Below are 19,518 nucleotides of genomic sequence, written 5' to 3'. Positions count from 1 at the left end.
TCAACACGTCGAGGTCTGCGTATTTCCGGCATTTACGTTGCCGGTGCCCGCGGGAAGACGGTAGTCACCTGAATTGCAGGCCGTGTTGTCTGTCATGGTCACGTAAGTCACCGGACGCTCGAAGTCTACTGCTCCGCCCAAGGTCTTGATGTCGTTGTCCCTAAAGATGTTCCCCACGATTTGTATGTGGTGAATTTGCTTAGTGCCGTCGTAATACGCGTCGTGTAAACCCCGAGGCGAACCCCAGACGGTGTTGCCGGTGAGATTAATGTTGTAGACGGTCCCGGATCCTCCAGCCAGGTCAATACCGGCGCCGTGACGCCCTCCGCGAACATTGTTATTGGCAATCCTGATGTCGTGAACATCTTCATCCCCATACGTGTGAACGGCGATACCGTCATCGCCGTCAGTGCCTATACGCTGGTCCACCACATTCCCCACGATGTCCCCGACGCTCGTGTTCATCGCGTGGATGCCATCCAATTCCACGTACTTGCCGTTGGTTGCGGACTGGGTATCGCTGTCCTTAACACACCATTTCGTGCCGCCCACAAACGCTATTGAGTACGTAAACGGGTTTCTCGTGTGGACACCCTGGACCAGCGAATTGATCGAATCGCGGACGTCAATCACATACTCGTTCAGTCGCCCCGGCACATTGCCGTTCAAAGTGTCACCTGACTGGTCTGCAGTGAAGTTCGAGAGGGTGGTGTTGTCAGCGCCGCCGGTAGTCACCAAGGGATATCCGCCGGCGGGCCCGGTGTTGCTTGTGAATGAAGGACCAGCTTTCAGAACTGTGGCAGGACCAACACCTTCGAGCTTTACGTTGCTCATCATGAGCAATTTGCCATTGATAAGGAAAGTACCCGCAGGGATTTTTACCACTCCTCCACCGGCGGCTCCGGCAGCGTTAATCCTGCCTTGGATATTTTGAGTGTCGTCGATCGCATCGTTCGGTGTAGCGGTGACGTTGTAGATGCTGGTTGAGCTACTACCCGTAGCCCCGCTTAGTGAACACGAAGACGACGTGACCGCCAGGGTTGCTGCTGAACCCTCAACCGGCAGTCCAATTGCCGCAGGAGCAGCGGTTGGGGCGAGCGCACCAATGACAATCATGGCAGTGCCTATTGCGGTCGCCCTGCGAGCCCTCCGGAGTTTCCTGACACCACCGTTAGGTCCCTCACCTGACGACGCAGTGAATGCACCACTCGCTCCATCCGCGGAAGACGAAAGGAACTTAGAAGCCCTGTTATAAGTAGCCACTGTAGGCAGTCTCCTCTGTATTTCAGCTTGCATGTGAAAAAGCGTTCATTGAGTAAGTGTGATGACCTCGGCGGACGTGGCGTGAACCGAAAACCTCTTCTTAAGGAACCTCACCGCTGAGCAGAAAGCTGCAGCTGTTGGATCACCTCTTTATAGTCCTCAAGCGTGACGCCTTTGCCCACGGGGTTCTCCTCCTCAAAGAGATTCTCTTCAAAGCCGAACATGAACATGGTCATTCCACACTCCGCGGCGTATCTCGGAGCGGCCCGCAACTGTTCGGCCAGGCTATCTGACAGCGGTGAGCCGCCCGTGAAAGGTGAATCGGGCGGCCCGGGGTTCTCACCCACCAATCCCAGTCCGGCACGCCGCGCCAAGGCGCTGATGTACCTGTGAGAAGACCACAATGAGACGTCTCTCTGCAGCACGCTCTCCTCGTCAGCAGCGAGGCAATGGTCCTGCCTCGGTACCGCAGCTGCTGCCCTCACCGCTGACACGTCGTCGAGCCCTGTGAAGTCCACGTCCACGCCGGCCAATGTTGCAAGCAGAGCGAACTGGGTGGAGTAGTCCAAACCACGTTCCTGGGCGCCGTCCGGGTTTGATCGACCGTCCAGGCGGCCCTTTATAGCCCTTGCTTTATCTGTTGGAAGGACGCCCCGGCCCGCTACCGGAACATGCACACGCCCCGAATACCCGAGCTTTCGTAGCTCTTGAATCTGCCAGATGGTTGCGTCCACAACAGACCCCGCATACCAAGCCCACCATTGCTGGACCTGTACGTCCGTCACGGGCCGCCCGCCCCAAGAAGCAGAGCCTGGAACCCACCCCGGCATGGGAGAAGGTGCCATTCCCTCTGCCAAACCGATGCCTAACTGAGGGGCGTCGCCAAATGCCCAGAACTCACGCTCGTTTCCACCGTCTTCGGGTCCGGGATACCCCAGCTCCCCCACGGCGTTGGTCCCTATCCGTATCGCTCCTACGCCCTGGTACCCCAGATCCGATGCCACCCGGGCCAAGTACTTTTGTGCCGCATCTCGCACGTCGGCGCTGAACACCAGTTCCGCTCCGGAGTTGGCGGGGATGCCCCCCTTACTTCCCCGCAGCGCACCTCCGGGCAGACCCCGCACCCAATCGGGCGGGTAGTGTACGCCTAGGGAGAGAACCACCTGCATGCCGGCCTCTCGGCACCGTTTCAATTGTGCCCGGACATCGGCAACATAGCGCCGGTCCACCTGGTCCGGTTGGGGCTGGTACCTGTCCCAAGCCAAGGGTAGTTCCACCACTGAGACGCCGGCATCATGCAGTGCTGCCAGGCTTTCAGCCGTACATGAGCCCCCCAAAACGCCGAAAGACATGGTTTCGGGGGTGAGTGCGGCCGGCGCGCTGCATCCAGAGGCAATGGCCGCCAACGCGACGGAAACCACAATGGACGTCGCCGTGCGTCTCACTTGTAGCCACCCGTCACAGGGGGCAGTATCAGCCCGCCAGTAACCGCGGCTTCCAACTTTTCACGGTCCAGCTTCCACACAACGGTGTCCCCTGACGTTGGTCCAGTGAACGTGAAGACCGGCCGCGCATTTTCCTGCAGCCAGACCAGGAACTCAGGGGAAGCGAAGCCATAGCCCTCACTCAACGGCCTGCCCTGCGTCAGGACGTACTCGGCGCCCCCGTCCCTGAGGGACTGCAGCGACGGGAGAACTTCCCACCCTTCATGGGGCATTAGCGCAAACTCACCGGTGACGGAGGTCAACCCCACCTTCGAGGAAGAGGGCAGTTCGGCCACCATAAAATCCCGTGCACGGACGAGGCCATCATCCACCACTGATCTTGCCTGACTGCCTAGGAACAGACTGAGGATAGCCATGATTGCAGCCACCGTGACCACCGCCCCGCGAAGGCGCGGCCGCCAGTTCACCAGCATGACAGCGGCTACCGGCGTTGAAGCCAGCGCGGCCAGAACCACGCAGTACCCAAACTGTTCCTCGGCCGCCCCGAAAAAGACGGAATAGATACCAACTAATCCGGTAAACACCGAGAACAAACCAACGACCCTCCGTTTCACCACCGGAGACATGGCGACTATGGCTCCGGCCACGATGGAAAACCCGAGGAGGACGTAGCTGGTCCCAAACCGGCCTGCCAAATCAATGAGCCGGTCAGTGAGGCTCACGCTGTGAACTGAGTTGAAGCCGGTCATCTGCACCGCGCCAACCATCCGTAGGACGCCCACCGATTTTTGACCGAGAAACTCCGGGAGCAGGCCGCTGGCAACAATCAGGCCCAAATAGATGAGGTATGGCACCAAGGAGCAAACAAGGATGCGCAGCGCCATTTTCGGGGGAATTGTTCTCCGCCAGACCACGGCCGTCAGCAGCGGGACAACGGTGAAAACGGCGGTCATATCCTTTATGACAATAGCCAGGCCGAAGACCAATCCTGCGCCAATCTCCAGCCACAGGCGTGACCTGCGCCCGTTGCGTTCAAGCACCAACAGGACCAGGAGCCACCCGGACAGTACAGCCAGTCCGGCCGGCGTTTCCATCATCAGGCGCCCATCCATGCGGAGGACAAATGGATCGCTCGCCAACATGACTCCGGCCCACACCGCAGGTCCAAGACCAGCCAGTCGACGAACCAACAGGAAGCAAATAACTACCGTAACTGCCCCGAGGACACCATTAACCCAGCGCAGCTGCAACGCCAGATCCGTGGAATGTCCCCCAAGGCCCAGCACGCGGATAACCAAGCCATTCAGGGCATACGAGCCAGGAGGATGAAGGAAAAACGGAGTGCCCAAAATCGACGGCATTTGTCCGTCCGCTATTTGCCGTGCAATGTCCGCATAAGTTACTTCGTCAATAAAGACGTCGTTGGCCCGTTGAACACCGAACACCCGGAACACCAAAGCCAGCAGCCCGACTCCAAGGACAACCCACCCGTGATTCCGCAGCGGCTTCCGCCGGGCGCGTGCAGACCTCCGCCCCCGAACTTCCGATGCAGATGCCTCAAGCGATTTCATACTGCCCCTTATTTCAAGCGTCAAAGCGTGCCGATTCATAGGTTTCCGGGGATAAAGAAGGTTTCCGGCTTCAGAGGAATCTCACCCCCGGGAAACAGGGCATCAGCTTGGGAAGCGTACTGCCTGATGCGCCGGGTTTTCCCCTCTATTCCGGAGTTCCACGTCCAGGGAACAAATCCGATCTTGGACATGTGCTGTTCATCCGGCCCCACCACGAGGTCGTAGGGAAAGTCCGAGTACATCACCAGGTTTCCAAGATGGCTCTTGCCTACCTCCCGGGCGATGAGGTGGTCCACATGTTTGCCCACTCCCGCCGGGCAAAAGAGGAGTTCCGCTTTGGTGTGAGCCATCAGTTGGGCAACGGCACTCCGGAGCTGACGGATCAGCCCTTGGTCACCCCTGGAGATCCGCCCCATGGCGATGTCCAACCGATAGGTGGGGTAGCGGTGCGTGAGCTCCGGAAGAAGCCTGTCCCACGCGCTGCTGCCCAGCATCGCGGGCTTTCGTCGGCGCCGGAACAGCGCGTCCACTTCACCCAAATGGATAGATTGAACACCCATCTCATGAAGCACGGCACGGTCCTCCGCGCGCCTGGCGGCGAAGAGCTCACCCGCGTCAGGAATGGTGCATTGACGCATGAATGAACGGGCGGCACGCGTGGCAGCAGCCGGTGTAGAGGCACCCGGCGTCGCTTCAGTAAAAAGCGTGGCCACGATGATTTCACGGCCTTGTGCCTGTGCTTCAATAAGCGCACCGCAGGACAGAACTGCATCGTCGAGATGGGGCGACAGGAACAACCATGGCGCGTCGCCCGCCATGGACTTTTCAACTCTTGATGGGGGTTGCATTTCAAGCCCTTTCAGGGAGGGCGGCCCTCTGCCGCCCGGTCTTGGGGTTCTCCAGTTCTGCGAGTGCCGTGTTGTAAGCCTCTGCCTGCATGCCTGCGAGCACATCCCAGTTGTAAAGGGCAGCGAACTTCCGTCCATGCTCAGCAACATCGCCCAGACCCTCTTGCGCGTAACGAAGGGCTATTTCGACTGCCAGCGCCTGGACGTCGAAGGCCTCCACGAGCCATCCTGTTCCCTCAGGGACTATCTCCCGAAGGCAGGGAATATCAAAGGCGATGACAGGAGTGCCCGCTGCCATTGCGTCAATGGCTACCAAACCGAACGTCTCATGCCGCGAGGGCACCACCAAAAGGCGGGCGTCGGCGATAGCCTTATGTTTCTGCTCCCCCGAAAGCCATCCGAGCATTTTGACACGCCCGGAAAGGCCCGCGCCCTGGATGGTCGCGCGCAGCCTGTCTTCGTCCTGGCCCGTACCGGCGATCAACAAATTGCCGTCTACCCGGTTGCAACATTCAGCCCATGCTCCCAACAGCAGGTCCAAGCCCTTGTGCCCGTACTCCAGACGCCCTACAAAGAGAACATCTTTTCCGGCATGGGGTTCGGTTTCCCATATGCCCGGATCCACACCGTTCCCGATCACGTCCACATGAAGAGCCGGGTTCAGCTCCATCAAACGATCGCTGATCCCTTGGGAAACAGAAATGAGCCTGCGATGTTTCCGGACGCCCCAGCGTTCCAACCAATGGAGGGGTAATTTGTATTGCCGTGCCTTGTCCCGGGCATGTAGCCATTGCACCACTCCAATAGTGGGGCGATTGGTCCAGAGTGGTGCGGCCATGGTGGAAAACGGGGCGAAAAAATCTTCCACCACCAAATCTGCCGACCCGCGACGACGTACCTCGAACGGCAGCCGTGCAATGTAGGCCAACAACCGTGTCAGACGATTGCCGCCCTGCCCCCAACCGATCGGAACGTAGTGGACGCCGTCCTCCACGCGTTCCTGCCACCCCGGGTAACGCGTCGTCAGCACCGTGATGTCAAAGCCTGTTGCCGCCAAGCGGCGGTTGATTTCGTGCGTCCTCACAGATCCGCCGCCTGCCCCGGGCATGCGGGGATCTTCAAAACCCAAATGCAAAACTCTCATTACTGTCTTTCTTCTTACGGTTTCCACGAGTGCTCTCCGGAGGGCACTCTGCGGCTCGGCGGCCGCCACATCAAGATCAGCGGGACAGCTCATGTCAACGTAGATGGGCTGCCCTTCGCTGTCGGCGGCCTGTAGCTTTACTGCGTCTGCCAACCTGCCGCCGTCGGACCATTTTGAAGTCGTTCCTGTGCGGCAACATTCCGCGCTGGTGGGCAAGCACGGTGATGCCGCTGATGGCGGCAATAGCAAACCAGAGCAGGGGCTGCAACTGCGCGGCGACTGCGAGGACCACCATCAGGACGATTGCCAGGACGAGGAACGCGCCGGCGCCCCGTCCGGGGCGGGCAGCCTCGAGGGCCGGGCGCGCCAGGACGGTCAGGACTGCACAGGCAGTGACAGCGCCAACAGCCGAGCCCACGGCCATTCCTGTGACGGCGTTCAGTTGCCAGCCGATCCACAGCCCGCCAATCACCAAGAGGCACGCACAGGCGAGCCCGATTTGGCAGCGGCGGTAGGCGCGTACAGCAAGGAGGACAGTGGTGAGTACCATCAGGACTGCATAGCCCAGGCCGGAAGCCGCCAGCCATGGCAGAAGGCCAAGGGAGCCGTGGTATTTCTGCGGAATTATGAGCCCGGACATCAGGGGCGGGGCGGTAGCGATAATAGCGAAGGCCACCACCACCAGCTGCCCGAAAGAAGCAAAGGAAGCACCCAGCACCTCCCCAACTTTCGCGCCCGGGGTTCGCAGGAGCGGAAAAGCCACCAAGGCCGTACCCGCTGCCACATAGACGGGACCCTTGGCGATTGTTGCGAGCGCCTGGAATCCCGCGGCGTCCACAGAGCCGCTATCCAGGAAGCCAACCACCATGACGTCAAGGCCCACCAGCACGGACACCACACACAAAACCGACGCGATGTCAGTGGTTTCGGCCCAACGCCACCTCTGCAGCAAAACATGGGGACGCCAGCGGAGATCCCGATAGAACTGCCACGGCACCACTAGCGGCGCCAGGCACCCCACCACAAAACCGAGGATGGCTCCGCCTGCATTCCAGGCCATCGCAATGACCAGCAGGCTGAAGATCAACCGGAGCACAACCTCGCCGATGGTGGACATGGCGTACCAGGTGAAACGCAGCTCACCCTGGAGCCATCCAGCGGGCGCATTCACAACGAAAATGACAAAGGCGGCGAGAGCTACGGCTGCGGCCAGGTCCGGCGTCGCGATGGCCAGCGTCACGCTGCCGGTGATCGTGGCGGCCGCAAACCCCGCCAGGCAGGAGACGAAGACCGAGAAGGCCATGCCGTCCTGCCGCTCTTCGGACCCTTTCCTGTGGACAGCCACAATATGTGAGAGAGGAAGTGGGACCAGTGCGTTGGCCACGATTCCCACCACGCCCAGGATCATGGCGGCGGCCGCAAATTGTGTGTAATCCGCTGTGCCCAGCAGGTTGGCCATGAGCAGGGAGCACACATAGCTCACCACCCCCACCAGCCCGGCCGACACAGCCAGGAAGCCGCTGTTTTGGGCTATTTTTGCGTCTTGATCCGGCGCCCCTTTCCTGCCATCGGCTCTGGGCCTCAGGCTTGTTCGTATGGTCATTGCTTGTTCGGATATAACCACCGATCAGCTACCGTTGCAGACCATCGAAGGCATCCGCCGGCGCGAAGACGCTTCCGGGCCCGGCAAGTAAGGTGCTGCGGCCTGCCGAGTGAACTTCCGGGGAAGACACTCCGATCATTTTCATCGCTGCAAAGGCCTCGAACTCATCGCGGCCCTTCATGATGATGGACACGCGGTCATCTACCACTGCATATTCATCCGTTGGCTTCAGAGCGGCCGTGAACGCGGCGTCACGGGATCCGACGTCACCGGGCACGTCGAACTGGGCAGATAAATCGAACTGAACCACAGTGGATAGATCCGAATGACAGGCTCGGGGGTCACCCCCGTCCCTGCGCATCAGGGTTTCTTCCAACAGCACACCGGTGAGCAGCCTGGTGCTGCGGTCCCAGTTAAAGCAGCGGGCCCATTCACGGCACTCGCCGGAGACAATGATGGCGGCCTCCGGCGCAGCCAACTCGGTGATGGCATCAACCATGGCGTTGCCCAAGTCCGTGGGGTTGTCCACCAGCCATCCGGTGCGGCCGTCCACCACGGAATCCCTGATACCCGGGACCCGCAAAGCCAAACATGGAACTCCCCAGGCTGCTGCTTCAATCACCGAGCAACCCCAGCCTTCTGAAGCCGATGTGGAAGCTGTCATCCAGGCGCGGCTCAACAGAGCATCGCGTTCTTGGTTGGGCTGATATCCGTGGAAAGTGACGGCGTGGTCCAGGCCAAGGTCCATTGCCAGTTGCTGCAGCCGTGCCCGTTCAGGCCCGTCACCGACGATGTCCATGCGCAGATGCGGTAACTTCCGCGCCGCCACAGCAAACTGTCCCAGCAGCAGGTCCAATCGTTTGTGGGGCACCAGGCGGCTCACCACGGCGATGGTGGGCTCTGCGGCCCGGGTGGCAACATCCGGCGGAATGTCGATGGTGCCGTTCGGCACCACATGGATGGGGGCCGAGAATCCCAGCTCCCGCAGTTCCATACGTGTGGAAGGCGAGACCGCCACCATGGCACGGTGCCCATAGACGGTCTTGGCACCGCTGCTTTCGAGGAAGCGGCCCACTGCGGCCATGGGCGGGGAGAACCGGGTACGGAACTGATCTTGGTGAACGTGGTGGACCAGTTGGACGATGGGGATATCCCCTCGCAGGAACAACGGCGAGAAGAACGGGATTCCGTTTTGGCAATCCACCACAGCATCGAAGCGACCGTTGGTGCGTAGGAGCCGGAGCGCTGCATGGCCATAGATGGAGAGTGCTCCGCCACCGCGCAGTATGCGAATGCCGTCAATAATCTCCTCGGCCGCCTGACCGGCGTCGCGGCCTGTAAACCATGTGACGCGGACTCCGCTGTTCACCCATCTGCGTGAAATTTCATGCATGTACTGCTCAGCGCCGCCAGCTTGGGAGTGCCTGACGTCGCGCCAGTTGAGAACCAGTACGTGTTTTCCAGCGAGCCTGCTGGGGGAATTCAGGTCAGTTAAGGCGTCGGTCATGACGCCGCCTTCTGAAGCTGAATGACCGAGGCGAAACTGGCCACCCCGTCCTGGAAGGGACGGAACGTGGACTCGGCGCCATCGGTCCATGCCACGGGCAGTTCCACAATGCTGGCGCCGTTGTCCTGAAGCCGAAGGAGCAGCTCCACATCGAACGCGAACCCGGTGCTGCGGCACTGCACCATGGCAGCGGTGAGCGCGTCCCGCTCAAAGAACTTGAAGCCGCATTGGGTGTCTTGGATGCCCTTGACCTTGGACCTGGTCAGAACCCGGAAGGCCGTACCACCCATCCTGCGCCCAAGATGCTGGGGCACAACAAAGGTTGAACCCGGCGCATGGCGGGAGGCGATGACCGCCGCCGCCCCGTCTGCGAGATGAGCCATGGTTTCAGTGAGCGTTTCCAGCGGCGTGGCTAGGTCGGCGTCGAAGAATCCCGTGTATCTGGACGTGCCGCTCAGGAGGCCGCGGCGGACCGCCGCCCCTTTCCCGCGACGGGAACATCCCACCAGCGAGATCGGCACTGCATCTCCGCTTTCCCGGGCTTCCCGGGATATGCGGCGCACAACCGCAGCGGTGTCATCCACACTGCCGTTGTCCACCACCACAATGCGCGAAGACCATGGCTGGACGGCCAGGAAATCCACCGTTTGCGTCAGTGTGCTGGAGATCCTCCCTGCCTCGTTGTAGGCAGGGATGATGACTTCGAGGTCTACAGGGGAGCGACGCAAAGAGACGGGGTGTCGTTTTACCTTGAGTCGACCCCTCCTGAGGGTCTGAACACTATGCGCGTGAAGAGGAACCATCTGAATCTCCAATATCCGGGAACGGGGGCGAAAATCGTGCTCGCACTCTATGGAGTGGAACCACCACGCAAGTCATGACGCCGGTCCGGGAGGTGTGTCCAAATGATGGACCACGCTCACACCTTGCTTGCGGTCCCGGCGCTCTGAGCGAAATTGCTGGTTCTGTGTCAGAGCCCGTCTATAGAGTGGCCACATGAGCCACACTTCTTCCGCGCCTGCCGCTGCCAAGGAACCTACTCTCCAGCCTCCTGTCGCCAAGCAGATCCCCTCCCGCCGCGAACACCACGGCGATGTCTTCGTGGACAACTATGAGTGGCTCAGGGACAAGGAATCCTCCGAGGTTGTTGAGCATCTCAAGGCCGAGAATGCCTACCAGGAGGCCATCACGGCGCATCAGGAGCCACTGCGCGAGGCCATGTTCCAGGAGATCAAGGGCCGGACCCAGGAAACGGATCTCTCCGTACCCAGCCGCAAGGATGGCTGGTGGTACTACAGCCGTTCGGTGGAGGGCAAGGAGTACAGCATCCAGTGCCGCGTCCTGGCCAACAACACCGGCGATCCGGTGGCGGACTGGACTCCCCCGGCAGTTGACGCAGGCGTCGCGCTTCCCGGCGAGGAGGTACTACTGGACGGCAATATCGAGGCAGAGGGCCAGCCGTTCTTCAGCGTCGGCGGTGCCGCCGTGACCGTCGACGGCAACCTTTACGCCTACGCGGTGGACAACTCCGGAGACGAACGCTTCACGTTGCGGATCAAGGATCTGCGAACCGGGGAGCTGCTCCCGGACGTCATTGAGGACATCTTCTACGGAGTGGCTTTCTCCCCTGACGGCAGCAGGCTTTTCTACACGGTGGTGGACGATTCATGGCGGCCCTATCAGGTGAAATCCCACCTTCTGGGCACACCTGTGGCTGAGGATGAAGTGATCTATCAGGAGGACGACGTCGCCATGTGGCTCGGCTTCGACCTCTCGTCCGACCGCCGCCACCTTGTGCTGAGCATCGGCTGCTCCGAGTTCAGTGAAACGCGGCTGCTCCGGTTCGACGCCTACGACGCCGGACTCAGCACCGTGATTTCCCGCGACCATCACGTCCTCTACGAGGCCGAGCCCTTCCTCCTCGAGGGCAAGGAAACGCTGCTCCTCACCCACAACAAGGACGCCATCAACTCGATGGTGAGCCTGGTGGACCCGGCCGAGCTCACCAAGCCGCTCGCCGAGCAGGACTGGCGCACCGTCGTCGAGCATTCCCGGGATGTTCGCGTCAACGGCGCGGGCGTAACGTCCACGCATCTGGTGTTGTCCGTCCGCAAGGACACCATTGAGCGCGTGCAGGTACTCCCGCTGAAAGGTTTGGGCACAGCCGCTCAAGGGGTGCCCGTGGAGCCGGCCTTCGATGAGGAGCTCTACACTGCAGGCGTCTCCGGCTCTGATTATGAAGCCCCGGTGATCCGCGTGGGTTACACCTCGTACTTTACGCCTTCACGCGTCTACGACTTCGTCCTGCCAACATCAGACCAGCCCCGGGGCGAGTTGCTGCTTCGCAAGGAAAGCCCGGTTTTGGGCGGCTACTCGGCAACGGATTACGTCGCCACCCGCGAATGGGCAACGGCCGACGACGGCACAAAGGTGCCGTTGTCCGTGCTGCGTCACGCTTCGGTCCCGCAGGACGGCACTGGCGCCGGACTGGTTTACGGTTACGGTTCCTACGAAATGAGCATGGATCCGGGCTTCGGCGTGGCCCGTTTGTCCCTCCTGGACCGCGGGATCGTCATGGTGATCGCCCACATCCGCGGCGGCGGTGAACTTGGACGCACTTGGTACGAGGACGGCAAGAAGTTCACCAAGAAGAACACTTTCACGGACTTCATTGCAGCCACGGATTGGCTGGCAGGGTCCGGATGGGTGGATCCTTCACGGATAGCTGCCATGGGTGGATCCGCTGGTGGCCTGCTCATGGGCGCGGTGGCAAACATGGCCCCGGAAAAGTACGCTGCCGTGGTGGCCGAGGTGCCGTTCGTGGATGCTCTGACCACCATCCTGGATCCCGAACTTCCGCTGTCCGCCTTGGAATGGGAAGAGTGGGGCAACCCCATCACCGACCCGGAGGCCTACGCCTACATGAAGTCGTACACTCCGTACGAGAATGTGAAAGCTGCGCCCTACCCCAAGATCGCTGCAGTGACGTCGTTCAATGACACCAGAGTGCTTTATGTTGAGCCGGCCAAATGGGTCCAGGCGCTGCGCTCCGCGTCCACAGGTTCCGAGCCGATCGTCATGAAGATCGAAATGGATGGCGGCCATGGCGGTGCATCCGGCCGGTACGTGCAGTGGCGCGAGCGGGCCTGGGATTACGCGTTCATCGCTGATTCCCTCGGTGCCACGGAACTGCTCCCTGGCGCCGGCCTCAAGTAGGCAAGCGCACCCATCTAAGTAGCAGATCAGGCCGTTCTCAGGGCTGAGAACGGCCTGATCTGCTACTTAGATGGGTGAACGGGCGGGCTCAGGTGGGTTATCGGGCACGGAGCAGTGCGTAGTAGCCCGGGATGAGATCCGGGGACGTCGGATTGCTCAACGGGCGCGTCTCAATGCTCGCTGACCCCTCCTCCACGAGATTCCAGTCCGCCGTCGGGAAAGCCTTGGCCCGTTGCGCGGCACCGAACCGGCCGGGCATGGGCAGTCCCCGGATTGCTCCCTCGAGCGGCGCCGGAATGGATTTCCGTGTGGCTCCGAGGTGGCTGACGTAGTCCACGGGAGTGCCCGGGAAGTTGGTCTCGGCCAGGAAAACGCCACCACGGGTCCCGACGACGGGCAGCAAGTTCGCGGCCAAAGCGGCCTGGCCGCTGCGGTCCAAAACGTGCAGGACGCCGCGGATAAACACGTTCGCATTCCCGGTCCATCCCGCAGCCCCGAGAGCCCTTTCCACCATCTGCGCAGCGTCAGGTGCCGTCATGTCGCACACTGCGAATGCCGCGGTCGCTATCCCCGAGGCCTCCTTCCGGGCGCGGTCCACTGCGTGGGAGGAGTAATCGAGCCCCAGGGCGAGCGGGAAATGTTGGGCCAGGAGCCGGGTGAAACTGCCGTTCCCGCACCCAACATCCACTATGGGGATGGTGGGGTCCAGTTGCGACAGACGGGGAAGGTAGCCATTGAGTTCATGAGCGCTTCCCGAATCCCACAAGACATCGCCGGAGGCACCGGTTGAACGCACGTTGCCCCAGTACTGATCCCAGGCCGTCAAGGGATCTTTGGGGGCGGCCGAGGAAAGCCTGATGAGCCGGGGTATCAGCAGGTACTTTTTGAGCGCGGAGAACATCCTCCAAATATATGGGGCGCTACACCTCCACCAACCACTCCAGCGCTTCTGTTTCGGAGGTAAAGAACTTGGTAGGGCATGGCGGCTTCATGATCCCCAGGAAGAAATTGGCAATGACCCTATCCACCGGGGACGAGCCCCAAAGGGCGATCCGGGAAGCCTGACAGGGTTTGGCAAAGACTGACCGGGCTCCCCTGGTGACATCGTCCGTGGTGGCCATATCAACAATCATGGGGTGCCGGTCCGTTCCGCAGAGTTCGTTGACTTTGTCCATGGCCCTCTGCGCATCCGGTTCTTGTATCCGGGCACCACGCGGCCACGTCAGGCGCAGGATCCCGGGCTCCTCGAGTTCCAACTCGAAAGTCACCTCTTGGTGGTCTTGCGGTGTAGCTGGGTGGTCCACAATTCTCCTCGCGCAATCAAGACAGCTGCAGGAAAAACCAGGATGGATCCCCGCGCTCACTCCCTCAAGGCTGTCGAATCCATGAGCCAATGTAAAGGTGTGACCCACGACTTAGAAAGCCCATTTCGACATGGGCGTCCGCTGGCCCCAACGCCGCTGATAGGGTGTTGCCAAATCCTCAATCACTGCGGACGAACATTGGAACGGAAGGGGCTCAGTGGACCAGACCGTTGCCGGGGAGCAGCATGCCTCGCATTCGGCTGTCGTGGCGGACTCAGACCATGACCGTTTGGCGGCCACTACATCCGCTCTTGAAGCCGCGGGCTTCCAGGTATTTCCTGCTACGGACACCGCCTCCATGACCTCCCAGATTGAGCAACGACACCCCTCAGTGGTGGTTGCCGAGAACGCCCTCGCCCACGGCCTGGGCAGCCCCGGAGTTCCTGTGCTGCTGCTGCTGGATGAGCAGGAGTCCGTGGACCTGGAAGAAGTGGAGTCCTGGCGCGTAGCGGACTACGTCATCATCCCGGCCCGTCCCGGAGAACTCGTCCACCGGGTTCAAACCCTGATCGGACGTGCACGTGAACGTGCGCGCTCCCGGAGCGAGATCGAAGCGCTGCGGGAAAGCCTCCGAAACGTCTCATCGAAAATCCGTCGGACCAATGATCCGCAACTGATCGCAGAGCACGTGGTCCAAGGCTTTGGCGTTGCCTTGGGCGTGGACCATGTGTGGTTCGCTACGTTCCGCGATGAACGGGTCCCCAGCATCCGTGCTCAATGGAACCGTCCCGGCCTTCCGCTGCTGCCCGCCAGGTTAGGCGAAAGCGAGAACACCATTTCTGAGACCGCCAACAGGCTGTGGGCCGACGCTGACGTCCTCGCCGTGGCAGACCACCGGGAAGACCCGGACTCACAGATCGCCAAGGCACTGAGGGAATGGTCCTGCGAGCTCAATGCTGTATCCACCGTGCTGCTCCCGGTAGGCGAAGGCGCTTCCGCCATGGGAATCATCCTCCTGTCCACTGTGCAGGAACGGCACGACTGGACCCGTCCGGAGATCGCCTTGATGCAGCACGTAGCCGGAAACGTAGCCCACGGACTCATCCAAGGCCACCTCATCAGCGCCCAACAGCGGGTCCTGCACCAACTGAGACAACTAGACAAGGCCAAGACAGACTTCCTGGCCACCGTAAACCATGAGCTGCGGACGCCGTTGACCTCCATTACCGCTTACCTGGACATGATCCAGGACGGTTCCGGGGGACCTGTTCCCGACGGCATCAGAAAAATGTTGGAAGTCATCGCCCGGAACTCGGACCGCCTGCGCAGGCTCATTGAGGACATGCTCACGGTCTCCATGCAGGACGGCAGCAACCTGGACCTCAAACCGGTTGATATCGACAAACTCCTCCAAGTGGTGGTGGCAACGCTCCGGCCGCAGGCAGAGTCCCGCCACGTTTCCGTGTCCTTCACCGAGGCCACTGAGGACATTGAGGTTACCGCGGACGAAGCAAAGCTGGAACAGGTGTTCACGAACATCGTGGCCAACGCCATCAAGTTCACTCCCGAGGGTGGCCGCGTTGGCATCACCAGCGCATTGTCGGCCTCAGACGACGGCGGACCTTCAGCTCTCGTCCGGATCGCAGACAACGGCCTGGGTATACCGGAGCACGATCTCCCGCACATCCTGACCCGGTTCTACCGCGCCTCCAACGCCACCTCAGCAGCCGTGCCCGGCAGCGGGCTGGGCCTTGCAATCGCCAACGACATCATCAGCCGCCACATGGGCCGCATGGTCTTCGACTCCATCTTGGGGTCCGGAACCACGGTGTCGGTGGAGTTACCGGTGGGCGGGCCGTAGTCCACGCAGCTATGGGCCTGCGGGTAGCCAAGAACGGGCCGGCAGGTAGTCAAGTGAGGCCTGCCGCTATGACAGCGGTGTCAATGCAGGACCCCAAAGATTTGGGCCGCCGTCACTAATGAACGACATCCAACGAAACAAAACTGATGCCCCGGGCTAGGGCCCGGGGCATCAATTTAGCTCATATGGCCTCGAGAGGCGCTCCCCCAATATTTAGTTCGGCCACCAACCGATGCTGGTGGTGTTCGTCTTACCCGTGGTGGTGCTGTTCGGCCACCAGCCGATTGCCGTGCTGTCCTGCGTAGGCTCGGCATTGGCCGGAGCAGCGAATCCTGTTACTGCCAGAACCGCCGCCATGAGCAGGGTTGCCGCAAATTTTTTCATCCGCTATGCCCTTTCGTACTGATGCGAATTTGATGACTGTGACTTGAATAAAGTCACGGGGCAAACTATACGAGCTTTTCTTCCGCAATGACATGGATAATGGGCACATGCAAAGTCCACACCTGGCCCCCCACCTTGTTGCCGGACTCAGTGCACGCGCCAAATGGAAAGCGCGCGACTTTGACGAGGCCTTCAGTTTGGCTGCCGAAGCGGCCCGGCTGGCCCGCGACGCCGGCGATGAAACCGCCTGGTGGAACATGCGCTACCTGCAGGCGGAATGCCTCCGTGATCAAGGGAGCATCGAAGAATACCTGGCACATGCCATCGCCCTGAATGATCACCGTCTTACCGCGTCCTCCCCCGAGCTCGGCGCCAAGGCAGGAACAATGGTGGCTATTGGGCTCCAAGGACTCGGGCGCCTTGCCGAAGCCGCAACCATGGCGGCCGACGCGGCAAAACTCGCCGCTACGGACCCTGAACTCCTCTACGTCCAGGTCCTGGCCCAGCGAGCCCTTATTGCAGCACTGGCCGAAAGCCGTCTGCTGAACGATGCATGGCGGGAATGTCTTGTGCTGGAAACCTTGATTACCGATGACGTTGATGAAGATACCGCGGGCAAGGGGTATTGGGTGATCGGCAACGTCGCCTTCCTCGCGGACCGGGTAGCGGATGGGAGCCGGTATCACGATCTGGCCGCAGAACGGCTTTCCCCGTCAAAGGACGTTGATTTGTGGGCACGCTTCAACCGCGCCTCAGCCGAAATGCGCCTGCAGGCGAAACTCGGCGATGCGGCCACACTTCGCTGCATTGAGAGAGCAGAACTCGCTACGGACATTGTGGGCGGATCCGAACGGGATCACCTGGAAATGTCCTTGGTCCGCGCCCATTGGAATTACCTCGCCGGTGATATGCAGGAAGCCTTGGCGATCCTGGAACCACTGTGCGCCCGTTCCTCCATTCTGGCCACCCAAACGTCCGCCGAGGCGCATTTCCTTTATGGGCGGACATTGCTGTCATCCCAACGAATTGATAAAAGCCTCAGTGCCTTCGAAAAAGCCGCAAAACTTTTCGACCAGGCGGCGTTGCCGGAACGCAGCGCAGCGGTTCGCGAACATCTTCGGCAGAACGTCGGGCGCCGGGGCAGGCCACGCGGGGAGTGAGTATGTCCGACGCAGAATCGTCTTCCTCGAACGATCCCCGGCTGGGGCTGCTCCTTGAGGGGATTGTCAGGTTGGCTGCGGGCGACTTGAACACGAGGATCCCGGTCTCCGAGGCACGCGATGAGATTGATGCCGTGATTATGGGCACCAACCTCCTGGCCGAAGATCTACAGATCGTCTACGAAGAGCTGGAGCAGAGGGTACAGGCCCGTACACAACAGCTCAATGAAGCTCATTTGGCCATGCAGCACATGGCAATGACCGATTCCCTGACAGGCCTGAGTAACCGATCAGCTTTCGCCACCGCCCTGAGCGAAGCCCAAGCGAACGGTGTGGAAGGGAATAGACGGCCGGCGATCCTCCTCCTGGATATGGACGGCTTCAAAGCCATCAATGACTCCTTAGGACACACCATTGGTGACAAAGTCCTGGAAACAGTGGCCACCCGTATCAGCGGCGCGGTGCGTGAGCAGGACATGGTGGCCCGCATGGGCGGCGACGAGTTCGCTGTCCTGCTTCCAGGAGTAGCGCCCATGGAGGCCAGCGCCATCGGCAGCCGAATCCTGGCCTCCGTGGTGGAAGTCATGGACATTGGGGGCCAACACCTTCGCTGCGGGGTCAGCATGGGCCTGCGCATGGCCGATCCCGGCCAACGGGCGGAAGAGATCATGATGGAAGCGGACATCGCCATGTACGAGTCCAAGGCGGACGGGCGCGGCAAGCTCAAGGTGTTTGAGCCTGACATGCTGCTGGCACGGCAAATGCGGAATCAGCTGGTGGGGGAACTCAAAGAGGCAATCGCCGGTTCCCAATTGGTGCTCTATTACCAGCCCATCATCAGGCTGGATACCCGCGGGATTGAAGGCGTGGAAGCCCTGGTCCGGTGGAACCACCCCACCCGTGGGATCGTCATGCCGGACGAGTTCATCCCCATCGCCGAGGAAACGGGGATGATCTCCGATCTGGGCGGCTGGGTGCTCCGCACCGCCGTCGAGCAGTTGAAACAATGGCGCAGCGACCCCCTGACGGCGGGTCACAACTTCAGCATGCGCATTAACGTTTCCGCGGCCGACCTGCAGCGGCTGGAGTTCATTGAAGATGTCCGCGAGGCGTTGACGTCAGCCGATCTGGATCCTTCGCTCCTGGTCCTGGAGCTGACCGAGAGCGCTGTCATCCAAGGCAATGACCTGGACCGCTACACGCTCAACAGTCTCAGGCGCCTTGGAGTGGGCTTGGAAATTGACGACTTCGGTACGGGCTACTCCTCCATCAGTTACCTGCGCCAATTGCCCGTGGACACGGTCAAGGTGGACCGGACGTTGCTTTCCGCCTTGGGCAGCGACCCCGCACAGCCGGCCCTTCTGGCCGCTGTCCTGCAGCTGATCCGCGCTTGTGGATTGGCTGCAGTTTGGGAGGGAATCGAAAGCGCAGAGCAAGCGGACTACCTGCTGAGCATCGGTTGCACCAGCGGCCAAGGCTATTACTTCAGCCGGCCGCTGCCCGCAGCGCAGCTGACAGAGCAACTGAAGCACCACAAGACCTGGCCCGTCACTTGATGGTCCGCGTCCAGGGGTGGTGCCGTGTGCGCCACTCCGTGTCCAACATGGCGTAGATGTTCTCGGTGGCCCACTGACCCTTGTAGTGCCAGTTGTCCACCAGGGTTGCTTCGAGCCGCATGCCAAGGCGCTTGCAAATGCCTGCAGACCCGACGTTGAGGGCGTCCAGTTTGGCGTCGATGCGGTGGAAGGCCAGTTTCTCGAAGGCAAGTTTCATCACAGCCTCAGCGGCTTCAGTTGCAAAGCCGTGACCACGCGCCTCCGGATGCAGTATCCAGCCCAACTCAGCCTGCCCGGTCCCCTCCAGCCATTTCAGCACTACCTCGCCCATGAGACCGGGGTGGTCCTTGCGCTCAATGGCCAGGCACACCCAGTCTCCCTCCTGCTTGAACTCAAAGTTCGCGTACCGGCCCAGGACCTCCATGGACTTGGTCCTGGTCAGCTCGTTGCGCAAAAGGAAGCGGGCTGTTTCGGGGAGGGACTGGTATCCATGGAAGCGTTCAAGGTCCCCGGCCTCGAAGCGCCGCAGGATGAGTCGATCGGTGATGATGGGAAGCTCAATATCGGGCATGCCTCCGAGGCTACTAGGTGGGGGCCACACATGGCCCAGTCTTGACACGTGGCGCGATCTGGGATTACCTAATGAACATTCGGTA

Annotated in this window: 16 protein-coding genes; 4 read left to right on the top strand and 12 right to left on the bottom strand. The window is 60.9% G+C overall.

Annotated features, from left to right (window positions below):
* The 8 genes from AR689_RS16800 to AR689_RS16765 all read right to left on the bottom strand — a co-directional run bounded on the left by AR689_RS16800 (position 1) and on the right by AR689_RS16765 (position 10,109).
* Positions 1–1,116, bottom strand: a complete 1,116-nt coding sequence (locus AR689_RS16800; RefSeq protein WP_197412909.1) for a glycoside hydrolase family protein — start codon at positions 1,114–1,116, stop codon at positions 1–3.
* 257 nt (positions 1,117–1,373) lie between these two features.
* Positions 1,374–2,708 (bottom strand): beta-galactosidase, encoded by a 1,335-nt coding sequence (locus tag AR689_RS16795; protein ID WP_156424625.1) that lies wholly within the window; start codon positions 2,706–2,708, stop codon positions 1,374–1,376.
* The gene (locus AR689_RS16790; protein WP_082698010.1) at positions 2,705–4,279 is read right to left on the bottom strand and encodes an ArnT family glycosyltransferase; all 1,575 of its coding nucleotides are present in this window, start codon (positions 4,277–4,279) and stop codon (positions 2,705–2,707) included. Before AR689_RS16790 ends, AR689_RS16795 begins: the two co-directional genes overlap by 4 nt.
* A gap of 35 nt (positions 4,280–4,314) precedes the next feature.
* A complete protein-coding gene (locus AR689_RS16785) occupies positions 4,315–5,127 on the bottom strand; it encodes a PIG-L deacetylase family protein (RefSeq protein ID WP_231745560.1) in 813 nt (270 codons plus the stop codon).
* A 1-nt stretch (position 5,128) separates the two neighbouring features.
* Positions 5,129–6,271: a glycosyltransferase family 4 protein gene (locus AR689_RS16780; protein ID WP_062071947.1), complete on the bottom strand. Its 1,143-nt coding sequence runs from the start codon at positions 6,269–6,271 to the stop codon at positions 5,129–5,131.
* Positions 6,272–6,365: 94 nt separating this feature from the next.
* A complete protein-coding gene (locus tag AR689_RS16775; RefSeq protein ID WP_156424624.1) occupies positions 6,366–7,874 on the bottom strand; it encodes a lipopolysaccharide biosynthesis protein in 1,509 nt (502 codons plus the stop codon).
* Between the two features lie 28 nt (positions 7,875–7,902).
* Entirely contained in the window at positions 7,903–9,381 is a 1,479-nt protein-coding gene (locus AR689_RS16770; protein WP_062071943.1) for a glycosyltransferase family 4 protein, read from the bottom strand.
* Positions 9,378–10,109 carry a glycosyltransferase gene (locus AR689_RS16765; protein ID WP_062071941.1) on the bottom strand — a complete coding sequence of 244 codons (732 nt, stop codon included), beginning with the start codon at positions 10,107–10,109 and terminating at the stop codon, positions 9,378–9,380. The genes AR689_RS16770 and AR689_RS16765 overlap by 4 nt, the downstream gene beginning before the upstream one ends.
* Positions 10,110–10,377: 268 nt before the next feature.
* On the opposite strand from AR689_RS16765, the gene AR689_RS16760 reads away from it, so the two are divergent.
* Positions 10,378–12,597 (top strand): S9 family peptidase, encoded by a 2,220-nt coding sequence (locus AR689_RS16760; RefSeq protein ID WP_062071939.1) that lies wholly within the window; start codon positions 10,378–10,380, stop codon positions 12,595–12,597.
* 97 nt (positions 12,598–12,694) lie between these two features.
* On the opposite strand, the gene AR689_RS16755 is transcribed toward AR689_RS16760, so the two are convergent.
* Together AR689_RS16755 and AR689_RS16750 are read right to left on the bottom strand one after the other, a co-directional pair.
* Positions 12,695–13,498: a class I SAM-dependent methyltransferase gene (locus AR689_RS16755; RefSeq protein WP_062071937.1), complete on the bottom strand. Its 804-nt coding sequence runs from the start codon at positions 13,496–13,498 to the stop codon at positions 12,695–12,697.
* A gap of 19 nt (positions 13,499–13,517) precedes the next feature.
* Entirely contained in the window at positions 13,518–13,901 is a 384-nt protein-coding gene (locus AR689_RS16750) for a DUF7793 family protein (protein ID WP_062071935.1), read from the bottom strand.
* A gap of 217 nt (positions 13,902–14,118) precedes the next feature.
* Here AR689_RS16750 and AR689_RS16745 point away from each other — a divergent pair, with 217 nt between their 5' ends.
* Positions 14,119–15,762, top strand: a complete 1,644-nt coding sequence (locus AR689_RS16745; RefSeq protein WP_062071933.1) for an ATP-binding protein — start codon at positions 14,119–14,121, stop codon at positions 15,760–15,762.
* Positions 15,763–15,975: 213 nt separating this feature from the next.
* On the opposite strand, the gene AR689_RS23405 is transcribed toward AR689_RS16745, so the two are convergent.
* Complete coding sequence (locus AR689_RS23405) at positions 15,976–16,146, bottom strand: hypothetical protein (protein WP_017199100.1); 171 nt, start codon at positions 16,144–16,146, stop codon at positions 15,976–15,978.
* A 107-nt stretch (positions 16,147–16,253) separates the two neighbouring features.
* Between AR689_RS23405 and AR689_RS16740 the strand changes: the two genes are divergently transcribed.
* Together AR689_RS16740 and AR689_RS16735 are read left to right on the top strand one after the other, a co-directional pair.
* A complete protein-coding gene (locus tag AR689_RS16740; RefSeq protein ID WP_062071931.1) occupies positions 16,254–17,306 on the top strand; it encodes a hypothetical protein in 1,053 nt (350 codons plus the stop codon).
* 2 nt (positions 17,307–17,308) lie between these two features.
* A complete protein-coding gene (locus AR689_RS16735; protein WP_062071929.1) occupies positions 17,309–18,862 on the top strand; it encodes a putative bifunctional diguanylate cyclase/phosphodiesterase in 1,554 nt (517 codons plus the stop codon).
* Here the strand turns inward: AR689_RS16735 and AR689_RS16730 are convergent.
* Positions 18,855–19,433: a GNAT family N-acetyltransferase gene (locus AR689_RS16730; RefSeq protein WP_062071927.1), complete on the bottom strand. Its 579-nt coding sequence runs from the start codon at positions 19,431–19,433 to the stop codon at positions 18,855–18,857. The genes AR689_RS16735 and AR689_RS16730 overlap by 8 nt on opposite strands.
* Positions 19,434–19,518: the final 85 nt, after the last annotated feature.

The sequence above is a fragment of the Arthrobacter sp. EpRS71 genome (genome assembly GCF_001512285.1).
Classification (GTDB): Bacteria; Actinomycetota; Actinomycetes; order Actinomycetales; family Micrococcaceae; genus Arthrobacter.
This window is presented reverse-complemented; position numbering and strand designations above follow the sequence as displayed.